Here is an 11,683-nt window from a genome sequence, read left to right on the forward strand (position 1 = left end):
GGGGTTTCCGCCCTGCTCCGCAGATGAAAATCCCGCACCACCACACCACTGTGTATTCAGCGGATGAACTTTCTACCCGAATCCTGTCAGGAACTGCGTGCGAGATACAGAGGATGATGTATCCACCAACGGCACGTCGATGAGACCGTCAGTTTCGTTTCTGACAATATTATTCAAGCCGAGTCCACGGACAAGCCCCACCCTCAAAGCGCCGACGGCGCTTAGGGTGGGGTAGTTGACATAGAACGACAGTGACAGCTGACTCCATCATTCGGAAAGATCAGTCGTTCGGCGGCATCTCGAGACGTCGGCGGGTCCTACGCGATCACCCAGACACCAACGATCCCGGCTGGAAGTGCAAGCAGCACGAGGGCGCTGATGAGCGGTCGATCACGACGAGACGCCGCCACAGCGTAGAATCCGGCGAAGACGACGGCCGTTCCGAGAGAGCGGAACAAGTCCCACAGAATGACTTCAGCGCCACGGGACGGCGCCAGGATGGTCGAGAGTCGGACGTCGCCAACTACTGCGGGTCCGAAAAAGAATATGAAGAGGAACGCAGCGTACATCGCACACAGCCCCCAGAGTACGACGAGACCGATTTCCCCGACACCTGCTGCCGGTCGGATACGCATGTACGCGAGGGCGCCAACCACGAAGGGTGCCAACCCGCTGATGGATTGCAGCGGGTCCAGCAAAGCTTTCAGCAGGTCGATATTCGCCAGTATCGCCGTCAAGTGAGCCCCCCTCGAGGCCAGTGCGACCCCGACGATGCCGACCAGCCAGCCAATAAACGCTCGCCTGTCCAGGTCGATAACCGACGAATGCATCTCTCGAGCCAGGTCGGCGACCGGGGAAAGAATCCCTGGAAGTATTGACATGGTAACACATGTTTTCATGGTAATAAGTACTTTCTGCGTCTGACACATCCGGATAGATCGGTCCTCGCGCCGTCGCACACCTGTCCTGTACCGGGCAATCGTACTACTTCCGAGTGGGTGACGATCCATGCGGCAGTCGCGCGCTGTATTCAGCCCGACTCCGTCAACATTTTCAGTAGATAGTAGAAGTGGCAACGGTAAATTCGCACGACCCGCCTATCGGTCGGTTTACCGTAGAGGTGGGCGTAATCAACACTGCAGGAAGGGTACCGTGTCACTCCCGAGTCATAATGATGGCTGTGACTGGTTGCCGACGCAACCGCAAGACGTGTCGCGGTTGCGGCGGTACAGACTCACAGCTATCGTTATCAGTGAAGACTCGAGCGCGTCTCACGGCCGACGCCACAGCGACGACCGTGCGAGTGCGATCGACGTGTGAACCGGTTTGTCATACGGTCTGCTGTACCGATGTTCCGCAGCGACCGCCCGACGGGACGCGGTCGCTGCGGGACGGACGGACAGCGGTCCGTATCAGACAGTATCAGGCCGAACAGTTGTTCGGCCCCATCTCGAGTTCGACCCGCTCTTCGGAGGCGACGTCGCGGACGCCGCGGTTGCGCTCGATGATCTCCTCGTAGTTCGCCGGTTTCTCGCCGGCGTCGGCCAACCGGTCGACGAACGCCTCCTCCTCGAGGTCGAGGACGTCGATCTCCGTCCGCGCATCGCGGATCGTGGTCGCGATCGGTTCGCCCGGCCGGCCGTAGCCGAACTCGCCGTCGGCGGTGACGGTGACGTGTCCGGGCAACACGACGACGCCGTCGGGTTCCGCGAGGAGCGTCCGGTGGAGCGTCTCGTAGAGCATCCGCGCGCCCTTCTCGCCTTCGTCCTCGCCGAACTCGAGTTCGGTCCGACCGACGGAGTCGGCGTGAAGCGTGTCGGCGGTCAGGAGAGCGCGGTCGTCGACGAGCAGGTTGATCATCTCGCTCGTGTGTCCCGGCGCGGAGAGCGCCTTCACCTCGAGGTCGCCCACCTCGAGAACCTCGTTGCGCTCGAGCGAACGGTAGTCGAACGCGAGGTCGCGCTCGGCGGCGCGTTCGCCGAGGTAGTAGGGGACGTCGAGGTCGGCCGCGAGGTCGCGACCGCCGGAGACGTGGTCGGCGTGAACGTGCGTGTCGATCACGCCCTGGATCGTCAACCCCTGGTCTGCCGCGGCGGTTTCGAACTCGTCCGTGTCGGCCGTGGGGTCGACGACGACGGCGTCGCCGGACTCGCTCCCGACGACGTAGCCCAGACAGCCCTTGGCCCGGCGCTGTACCTGCACGATCACCAGATCGTCGCCGGCGTCGATCGGGACGTGATCGTAGACGCCGCTCCAGGCTTCCATCCCACCGTCGACCGCCTGGACCGCGAACTCGTCGGTCGCCTCGTCGAGTTCCGTCGCGAAGTTGCCCGACGAGATGCCCTTCGCGCAGATGGCGACGACCCTGTCCGCGTCCCCGACGAGGTCCCGGACCTCCTCTACGTCGCCGTCGAGTTCCTCCTCGGAGCCGAAGGGGTAGTTGAGCGCCCCCTGTACGTGCCAGGCCTCGTAACTCTCCTCCGGGCGCGTGTCCACCAGCGCGAACGCCTCGTCTGCGTCCTGGAGTTCGGCGAGCCGATCGGCCGTGATCGTATCGACCATACCGTCTTTCGTACGCGCTCGAGACCCCTAAGCGCGGCCGTTGCGACGGCAACGTGTTACTCCCGCGTATCGCGCCACCGCGCGGCGAGATCGTCGCGCTCGACGGAATCGAACTCGCCGTCCCGGAAGACCGTCACCCGTCCCGTCTCCTGGCTCAGCGTGAGCGTCGCGACGACCGACTCCCGTCTCGAGGTGTCGAGGGCGCTCATGTGTCTCGAGCCCATCCAGTCGGCGTACCCGGTATCGGCCTCCGGCAGGTCGCGAAACCGGACCATCCGCTCCTGAATCACGCCGTCGACGCTCACCACGACCGCCCCGTCGTTGCAGACGGCGACGTCCGCGGCAGCCTCGTAGAACCGATCGAGGTCGGCGAGCGGGTCGCGACACGTCTCGACGGGCCAGCGGTTGTCCCCCATCGGGTCGGCGTGGTCGGCGATCGACCGACCCGCGACGACGGCGAGGTACATCCCCGGCCCCTTCGCTTGCGGGTCGTCGAAGGTGTCGAACTCGAGGCTCAGCCCCTCGAGACAGTACCTGAGCACGTCGGTCAGTTGCCGGACGCGGTCGTGGCGTTCGTAGGCGATCGAGAGTCCCTGGTCGTCCATCGTCGGTCGATACGGACGGCGCTGGGAAATAGGCTGTCGGCCGTGGGTCCGCTGGAATCGTGTCCATCACGTCGGCCGGAAGTCCCGCTGCCACCACCTCGACGACACGTCCGTCCCGTTTGCCGGCGATTTCCTCCTCGAGCGAGCCGCGACGAGTACCGGCCGCGCAGCGGATAGCCGAGGAACGGACCGGCGAGCGATATCTTCGCACCTCCTGTGCAGTAGATTTATCTCGCTACAGGTCAACGATCAGAACGGAAGCCGCTCTCCGACGGGGGCACGAATCGAAGTGCCCCGGGTGTACAGGCACCCGAGACGTGGCTTCCAACCCGAGAGGGTCCGAAAGCCATGCTCGGATTCGTCCCACCGGAACATAAACGTCTCGCACGACCGACGTATCACCGTCGAGTGACGACGCCGAAGTCGGGTTCGACATTCCTGTCGGCATGTCCACACCGTGACACACTGCTCGCTGGCGGAGTGGCGACTGGACCGACGGATCGACGCGCCCGGTGCTGTGGCTCTCGGGCCCTCGTGGGCTCACTCGCATCGAGCGACTGACCACCTCGAGGGCGACGACCACCACCATCCACCGTTCGAAGCCTCGCCCTCGAGTCCTCTTTTATCCCATAGGACGTCTGCAGGCGGTGTTCGCACGCTCGAGACCGACCGAAACCGGGAGAAATTGACGGCCACTGCAGGTGCGCACGTGTCGAAACGACGAGGGGGCACAAGGATGGAGTCTGTTAGCCCAGTAATTGGAAATAGGTGCTTTGAAATGGGAAATCCCTCGTTCGAGGCGAACCACGGAGAGGAATTCACGCTCACGGTGGACGACAGAGGACGGGTGACCCTCCCGAAAGAGGTGCGAGAGCGGTTAGGTATCGAGTCGAACGACGAGATCCCGGCGACGCTCGTCGGCTCTGTCCTCGAGGTCAAGCCGAAGCCCAGTTCGAAACTTGAGACGGCAACTGCAGGACGGACCGACTGGGAGGGCACCACCCCGACCGACGCTGGAGAGACGCTTTTCGGGCCGATGGATCGGTGAAGGGACGACGTGTCCGAGACGCTCCCGACAGAGGTGACGGTCCTCGCCGACGTGAACGTGCTCGCGGTCGGACTGATCGACGATCATCCTGTCCACGACGACGTGTACCCGTGGCTCCAGAACGCGCTCGATGGGCCGAACGTCTTGCTCGTGTTCGACTATTACCCGTTACGAGCAGTTTCGGAGTGGATGCGGTCGATACTCGCAACGCAGTCCAGTCACTCGTGCAGAGTCCGGCGCGAATCGTAAGCGCTACGAGACGACGCTTCTCGAGGCGTACGAAATCGGCGCCGAGAAGAACCACGACGTCTACGACTCGTTTATCCTCGCTCTCGCACGATCGTACGACGCCGATTATTTGCTCACGACTGACGGCGACTTCGACGACCTGTGTAACGGTGAAGACGTGGCGTACGTCAACCCAGTTCCTGCAGAGAAACGCGAGAAACTAACACGCATCAGTGGGTAGCGGAGACTGCTACTCGCGCTCGCCCGCACCGAGTGCGCTCTCGCCGACCTTCTCGTGGCCCTCGATGACCTCCTGGCCGTCCATGTACGGGCGCAGCGCCTCGGGGATCGTGACCGTCCCGTCGTCGTTCTGGTAGTACTCGAGGATCGCCACCATCACGCGCGGCAGCGCCAGCCCCGAGGCGTTGAGCGTGTGGAGGTACTCGGCCGACTCGTGGCGCTCCGGACGGTACCGGAGACCGGCGCGTCTGGCCTGGAACTCCTCGAAGTTCGACGCGCTCGAGACCTCGAGCCAGCGGCCGCCCTCCTCGGGGCCGTCGGCCATGTCGTCGCCGGGTGCCCAGACCTCGATGTCGTAGGTCTTCGCCGACGCGAAGGTGAGGTCGCCGGTGCAAAGTTCGAGGATGCGGTAGGGGAGGTCGAGTCGGCGCAGGACCGCTTCTGCTTCCTCGAGCAGTCCCTCGAGGCGGTCGTAGCTGGTCTCGGGTTCGACGAAGTTGACGAGTTCGACCTTGTTGAACTGGTGGACGCGGACGATCCCGCGCGTCTCGGTGCCGTGTTCGCCGGCCTCGCGGCGGAAGTTCGGCGTGTACGCCTGGTGTTTCAGCGGCAGGTCGTCGTCGAGGAGGATCTCGCCGGCGTACATGTTCGTCACCGGCACCTCGGCGGTCGGACAGAGCCAGAGGTCGTCGTCCTCGTAGTCCTCGTCGTTGCTACCGCCGAGCCGGTAGGCGTCGTCGGCGAACTTCGGGAGTTGACCGGTGCCGCGCATCGACTCGCTTTTGACGGGCACCGGCGGGAAGACGTCGACGTACCCCTGCTCGCGGTGGACGTCGAGCATGAACTGGATCAGCGCGTGCTCGAGCCGTGCGCCGTCGCCCTTGAGGAAGTAAAAGCCCGCGCCCGTGGTCTTCGCACCGCGGTCTTCGTCGATGACGTCGAGGTCCTCGCCGAGGTCGTAGTGGGGGACGACCTCGTCGGGCAGGTCACGCAGGTCGTCGAAGCCCCAGCGGCGGCGTTCGACGTTGTCAGACTCGTCCTCGCCGACGGGGACGCTCTCGTGGGGCACCTGCGGGAGTTCGTACATCGCCGCCTCGAGTTCGGCCTCGAGTTCGCCCGCCTCCGTCTCGACTTCCTCGAGTTCGGCCTTGAGTGCGCTCGATTTCTCGATGGCTTCCTCGGCCTCCTCGTCTTTGCCCGCCTGTTTGAGCTGGCCGATCTGCGAGCTCACTTCGTTGCGTTCGTGTCGCAGTTCGTCGCCGCGGGCTTTCAGTTCGCGCCACTGTTCGTCGAGGTCGAGCACCGCCTCGAGGTCGACGTCGGCACCTCGGTTGTCGAGGGCCTCGCGCACCTCCTCGGGGTGCTCACGTAGATAGGTCCGGTCGAGCATTCGTACGCGTCGGTTCTTTGCGCCGCGGCAAAACCGTATCGGAAGTGTGCCAGACGAGCACACGACGTGTCGTGTGAACGCCCGCCACCCGGAGCCGCGATCAGGGCCAGAGGCCGCGTGCGTCGTGTGCCGCGGCGAGTCGCGAGAGCGCGACGACGTACGTCGCGTCCCGCCAGGTGAGGTCGTCTGCGCCGTCGACCTCCCGTGCCACGGCGTTCCAGGCGGCGAGCATCTCCGTCTCGAGTTCCTCGCGGACCCGCTCGAGCGACCACGACCGCCGGTTGATGTCCTGGAGCCACTCGAAGTAGCTCACGGTGACGCCGCCGGCGTTGGCGATGATGTCTGGGATGACCGGGACGTCGCGCTCGTCGAGAATTTCGTCGGCTTCCGCGGTCGTCGGACCGTTCGCCCCCTCGACGACGAGGTCCGCGCCGACCTCGTCGGCGTTGTCGGCCGTCAGGACGTTCCCGACGGCCGCGGGGACGAGCACGTCGACGTCGAGTGTGAGCAGTTCGTCGTTGGATATCTCGTCGCCCTCGCCCTGTCGAGTGACGGCTTCCGGTTCTTCCTGGTGGGTCGGGATCGCCGAGATGTCGAGACCGTCGGGGTCGTAGACGCCGCCGGTGACGTCACTGACGGCGACGACGTCCGCTCCCCACTCGTCGAGCAGTCGGGCAGCGTTGGCTCCGACGGAGCCGAATCCCTGGACGGCGACGGTCGCTCCCTCGAGCGATCGATCGTAGAAGTCGAGGGCCTCGCGCGTGACGATGGCGACCGAACGGCCGGGCGCTTCCTCCCGGCCGTAGGAACCGCCGATGACCGGTGGCTTGCCGGTGACGACGCCGGGCGTGGTCTCGCCTTGCTGCATCGAGTAGGCGTCCATGAACCACGCCATCTCCTGGCTGCCGGTCCCCATGTCGGGTGCGGGGATGTCGTGTTCGGGGCCGACAACCGTCCGGAGCTCCTGTGCGAGCCGGCGCGTGAGGCGTTCGGTCTCGGCCTCGCTCAACGCCTTGGGGTTGACGACGACGCCGCCTTTCGCCCCGCCGAAGGGCAGATCCATCACCGCGCACTTCCAGGTCATCCACATCGCCAGCCCGATACACTCCGCCTCGGTAACGCCGGGGTGGTAGCGCATGCCCCCTTTGAACGGGCCGCGGACGCCGTCGTGCTGGGCGCGGTAGGCGGTGGCGATCTCGACCGAGCCGTCGTCGCGCTCGAAGGGAACCATCACGCGGTGGACGCGAGACGGGTGCCTGAGCCGCTCGAGCGTCGTCGGGTCGACGTCGACGAGCGCGCTCGCTCGCTCGAGCTGTGAAAGTGCCGTCGAGAGAACGTCGTCCTCGCTGCCGACGTCGTCACGCCTCGTGGCGATCGACCTGTCCGGGGCCATCTCACTCGAGTGGCATCGATCGGTTACGGAACGTAGCGCCGCAGACGGGACACTCGCCAGGGTGTGTCGTCGAAAGGACCGTATTTCCACAGTCGAGGCACTCGTAGGTCGATTCCGTCTTGGGGTCGTATTCGGCGTCCATCATGGTGCAGGCCGGCCACCGGCGGTGTCGGTGGTCCGTGTGGCAATTTTTGCTACGGTAATGAAAGAAGACAGTGGTTGAATACGCCACCCGTAACCGACCGGGTGGGTTCAGTATTCAACCCCCTGGGCGACGGCGGCGTCGTCGAACAGCACCGAGAACAGTTTTCGCTGGACCGTCCGGGTGTGATTCGAGAACGCCGTCGACGAGATCCCGAGCGAGGACGCCACCTCCTCGCCGGTCTGTCCCCGCGGCGACTCGAAAAAGCCGGCGTGGTAGGCCGTCCGGACGACCTCGAGTTGCCGATCGGTCAGCGACCCGAGGACGTCGTCCTCGAGTCGGTCCCGGGTCGTCGGCGTACCGCCGCGCTCCCGGCGGGAGACGAGCGTCGCGTCCGCGTAGGTCGTCCGGACGAGGTCGTCGACGGCGTTCGTCTCGACCGACGACGGCACCTGGATCGTCATCGTCGCGCTGTCGGCGTCCGCGACGAGGTTCCGGACGACCGCTCCGTGTTCGACGAGGCGAGTCGCGACGAACGGCCGCGAGAGCAGCAGGCGAATCAGGCCGCCGTTCTCGCCGTGGTTGACGACTCGTGCGTCTTCGACGGCCATGAACGAGGCGGCGCGATCGACCACCCGATCCGGATCGCCGTCGGAGACGGTCGCGAACGCGAGGACCCCGTCTGTCACCCGCTGGAGCCCACCCTCGAGTTCGATCGTACACGCCTGTTCGCTCGCGAGCCGAACGAAGACGTCGCTCGAGTCGGCCGTCTCGTAGGTAAGTTCGACGACTCGACCGCCCATAAGGGCGTTTTTCCGCTCGACGGAGCTGATCCCCGAGGCGATCGTCTCGCCGAGTTCCCGGAGGACGGATCGCGCCGTCTCGTCGAACGCCGCCGCCCGGTCGGCGTACACCGTCAGCGCGCCGTACCCGACCTCGTCGTACGACAGCGGCACGCTCACGGCGGACTGGAAGCCGCGGGTAAGCGCCTCCGAGCGCCAGGGTTCCTCGCGAAGGCCGTCCGCGACGTTCTCGACGACCGTCGGCTCGTTCGTCGCGAGCGTCCGCTCGCCCGGATCGGTCCCGGCCGTGTCGGTGCCGAGCACGTCGAGGTAGCCCTCCCCGTCACCGGCCCACGCGCGCGGGTCGGCGGCGACGTCCGCCTCGCCGATCCAGGCGAACGCGAACCGGTCGGGGCCGGTCAGCCGGTCGCAGACGGCTCGTTCGATCTCCTCGCGTGTATCGGCCTGGACGACGTCCTGGCCGATCTCGCGGATGACCTCGTTGATCCGGTTGAGTTCGGTCAGCTGGCGGTTCCGTCGCTGCAGTTCCTGGTCGCGCTCGCGTAGCGTCGACTCCCGCTCGACGCGATCGAGGGCGGCTTCCGCCGTGGCGGCGAGCAGGTCCGCGACCTCGCCTGTCACCTCGTCGATCTCGTCTGCCGTCTCCGAGCCGACGAGGAAGACGCCGTGGTCGCCAAGCGGCGCGACGACAGCGCTCTGGACCTCGTGTGCGGTGGTCGTCCACCGGCTGAGATCGTCGAACGTCCGGGCGTCGTTGTTCACGAACGTGGTCGAGATCACGCTCCCGTCGCCGGGCCACCGGGGGCCGGGCTGGCCGTCGAACGTGGCCATCGACTCGGTGTACGCCGTCGGCCGGAGGACGTTCCGCCCGGCGTCGAAGAGGTAGATCGCCGCAGTCGGCAAATCGAGGACGTCCGCGGCGTCGTCGACGACGCGGTCGGCGATCTCTCCTTTGTTCTCGGCGTACAGCAGTTCGCGGGCGGTGTCCTGCAACGACGTGAGCGCGCGCTCGCGCTGTTTTCGCGTCGTCACGTCCCGACAGCTAAACAGCGTCGTCCCGTCCTGAATCGACACCTCCCGGACGTTGACCAGCAGCGTGTGTTCGCGACCGGCCCTGTCGGTCGCCGTACACTCGAGGTTCGTGAGGACGCCCTCGGCCTCGAGGTCGGGCTCGTCGTAGAGATCGTCGCCGAGCAGGGCGTCGATCGTCCCCATCTCGTGGATCTCGTCGGCCGTGTAGCCGAAGATGAAGTGGACGTTCGGGCAGACGTAGGTAAACTCGCCGTCGTCGTCGGTGAGCAACACCGTGTCGGTCATGTTGTTCAGCGTGACCCGGTGGAGTTCCTCCGAGCGACGGAGTTCGGACTCGAGTCGCGCCCGTTCGGTGACGTCCCGGCCGTGGACGACGACGCCGTCGACGCCGTCCGCGAGGATCGGCCGGAACGACAGCGACAGCGTCGTCTCGCCGCCGGCGGCCGTGACCGTCCGGTCGAGGCGATCCTCGTGGCGGGCGCGCTCGAGGGCGGTCTCGAGGGTCTCGCGGGCCGGTTCGCTCCAGCAATCGAGCGTCGCGAACGGCCCGCAAACCGGGCCAAATCGGTCTCGAACGGCCGCGTTCGTCTCGGCGACCGTGCCGTCCGGCTCGAGTACCCACAGGAACGTCGCCGAATCGGCAGCGAGCGCGTCGAACCACCGTGCTCGCTCGTGTCGCTCGCGCTGGCGGTCACCCCAGTCGATCGCACCATCGATCCGATCGACGAGCGTCGACTCGCGGTCGTCGAAGGGGACGTAGGCCGTCGCCCCCGCCTCGACCGCCGCACCGGCGAGAGCCTCGTCGCCGTCGCGCGGGACGAAGACGATCGGGAGGTCGGGGCGCTCCCCGCGGATTCGCTCGAGAACGGACAGTCCGCGATCGTCGGACGCCGACGCGTCGCAGACGAGACAGCGCACGTCGCCGTCGAGGGCTGCGTCCGGCGACCACTCGACGAGGTCGAACGCTCGATTGGCAGCGGACAGCACGGACCGAACCGCGTCGGTCCAGTCGCGATCCCCGACCAGGGCGACCGCGGGCGTACCTCCGGTAGCAGGCATCGATCTACCTATTCGACCGCTGGCAAAACCGTTGTCGGCCTCGTTCCGTGCGCACCTTGCGCAGACGACAGTATTTATCACATCGGGACTCGCGTTTCGGGTATGGAAGCTGGCGACGTCCGAAAAGTCACGAGCGGCGACTGTTCGGACCTCTACTACGTCGACACCGGAATGTACGGCACCAGCGAGTACGGCGCAGCCTACGTCCTCGACAGCGAGCGCCCCGCAGTCGTCGAGACCGGGATCGGGACGAACTACGAGTACATCCTCGAGGCGCTCGAGGAGGTCGGCATCGACCGCGACGAACTCGAGGTCGTCGCCGTCTCGCACATCCACCTCGACCACGCTGGCGGCGCGGGCTTTCTCGCCGACGCCTGCCCGAACGCCGACGTCTACGTGCCAGCAGTCGGCACGGCCCACCTCGTCGACCCCGAACGGTTAGTCGAGGGAACGAAAACGGCCGTCGGCGACCAGTGGGAGTTCTACGCGGAGCCGAAACCGATTCCCGAAGAGCGGATCGTCGAACTCGAGGACGGCGACGTGATCGACCTCGGCAACCACGAACTCCGGGTCCACGCGACGCCGGGCCACGCCCCCCACCACGTCGTGTTCGAAGATTCCGCGAACGACGCGATCTTCGTCGCCGACGCGGCGGGCATCTGGGTGCCGGCACGCGAGGAGATCGTCGAGACCTCGCCGCCCTCGCAGTTCAACTTCGACCGGTGTCTCGAGGACGTCGAGACGCTGAAATCGCTCGATCCGGACGTCCTCCTGTACACCCACTTCGGTCCCCGCGAGGTGGGCGACGACGCGACCGCGGCGCTCGAGGAGTACAAGGACGTCCTCACCGAGTGGGTCGAGGCGGTCGAGGCAAAACGCGACGAACTCGCCGACGACGAGGCGGTCATCGAGTACTTCGCCGACCGCCCACAGATGGCAGACGTCTGGGGCGAGCGCAAGGCACGCGAGGAGCGGAAAATGAACACCCGCGGCGTCCTCGGCTACCTGGACTGGCGCGAGGAATGATACTGATTGCTGTGACTGGTTGCCAACGCAACCGCAAGACGGTTCGCGGTTGCGGCGGTACAGACTCACAGCGATCGTTATGATACTGCTGGCCGACACAGGCCAGACGCCGATCGTGCTCGAGCGGGTCGAAACGCTCGCGGCGTGTCGAGCGA

11 protein-coding genes are annotated in these 11,683 nt (G+C 65.9%); 4 read left to right on the forward strand and 7 right to left on the reverse strand.

Features of this window, described 5'->3' with window-relative positions; translation table 11 throughout:
- Positions 1-317: 317 nt before the first annotated feature.
- From MU558_RS06210 to MU558_RS06220, 3 genes are all read right to left on the reverse strand, one after another.
- Positions 318-881 (reverse strand): hypothetical protein, encoded by a 564-nt coding sequence (locus MU558_RS06210; RefSeq protein ID WP_246972958.1) that lies wholly within the window; start codon positions 879-881, stop codon positions 318-320.
- Positions 882-1,422: 541 nt separating this feature from the next.
- Positions 1,423-2,562 carry an MBL fold metallo-hydrolase gene (locus MU558_RS06215; protein WP_246972960.1) on the reverse strand — a complete coding sequence of 380 codons (1,140 nt, stop codon included), beginning with the start codon at positions 2,560-2,562 and terminating at the stop codon, positions 1,423-1,425.
- 56 nt (positions 2,563-2,618) lie between these two features.
- Positions 2,619-3,167, reverse strand: coding sequence for a diadenylate cyclase (locus tag MU558_RS06220; protein WP_246972962.1), 549 nt, complete (start codon positions 3,165-3,167; stop codon positions 2,619-2,621).
- 778 nt (positions 3,168-3,945) lie between these two features.
- On the opposite strand from MU558_RS06220, the gene MU558_RS06225 reads away from it, so the two are divergent.
- Genes MU558_RS06225 through MU558_RS06235 form a run of 3 tightly spaced genes read left to right on the forward strand, consistent with a single transcriptional unit; the run spans position 3,946 to position 4,684 of the window.
- Positions 3,946-4,215 carry an AbrB/MazE/SpoVT family DNA-binding domain-containing protein gene (locus MU558_RS06225; protein WP_246972964.1) on the forward strand — a complete coding sequence of 90 codons (270 nt, stop codon included), beginning with the start codon at positions 3,946-3,948 and terminating at the stop codon, positions 4,213-4,215.
- Positions 4,216-4,224: 9 nt separating this feature from the next.
- On the forward strand, positions 4,225-4,464 hold the full coding sequence (locus MU558_RS06230; protein ID WP_246975085.1) for a hypothetical protein: 240 nt from the start codon (positions 4,225-4,227) through the stop codon (positions 4,462-4,464).
- Positions 4,465-4,498: 34 nt separating this feature from the next.
- Entirely contained in the window at positions 4,499-4,684 is a 186-nt protein-coding gene (locus MU558_RS06235; protein WP_246974840.1) for a PIN domain-containing protein, read from the forward strand.
- A 9-nt stretch (positions 4,685-4,693) separates the two neighbouring features.
- Here the strand turns inward: MU558_RS06235 and serS are convergent, their stop codons facing one another.
- The 4 genes from serS to MU558_RS06255 all read right to left on the reverse strand — a co-directional run bounded on the left by serS (position 4,694) and on the right by MU558_RS06255 (position 10,502).
- Positions 4,694-6,073 (reverse strand): serine--tRNA ligase, encoded by a 1,380-nt coding sequence (gene serS / locus MU558_RS06240; protein ID WP_246972966.1) that lies wholly within the window; start codon positions 6,071-6,073, stop codon positions 4,694-4,696.
- 100 nt (positions 6,074-6,173) lie between these two features.
- Positions 6,174-7,466 (reverse strand): glutamate dehydrogenase GdhB, encoded by a 1,293-nt coding sequence (gdhB, locus tag MU558_RS06245; RefSeq protein WP_246972968.1) that lies wholly within the window; start codon positions 7,464-7,466, stop codon positions 6,174-6,176.
- 1 nt (position 7,467) lies between these two features.
- Entirely contained in the window at positions 7,468-7,611 is a 144-nt protein-coding gene (locus tag MU558_RS06250) for a rubrerythrin-like domain-containing protein (protein WP_246972971.1), read from the reverse strand.
- A gap of 107 nt (positions 7,612-7,718) precedes the next feature.
- Entirely contained in the window at positions 7,719-10,502 is a 2,784-nt protein-coding gene (locus MU558_RS06255; protein WP_246972974.1) for a bacterio-opsin activator domain-containing protein, read from the reverse strand.
- Positions 10,503-10,604: 102 nt separating this feature from the next.
- Here MU558_RS06255 and MU558_RS06260 point away from each other — a divergent pair, with 102 nt between their 5' ends.
- A complete protein-coding gene (locus tag MU558_RS06260; protein ID WP_246972977.1) occupies positions 10,605-11,528 on the forward strand; it encodes an MBL fold metallo-hydrolase in 924 nt (307 codons plus the stop codon).
- Positions 11,529-11,683 lie beyond the last annotated feature (155 nt).

Origin of the sequence: Natribaculum luteum (assembly GCF_023008545.1) — an archaeon.
GTDB classification, from domain to species: domain Archaea; phylum Halobacteriota; class Halobacteria; order Halobacteriales; family Natrialbaceae; genus Natribaculum; species Natribaculum luteum.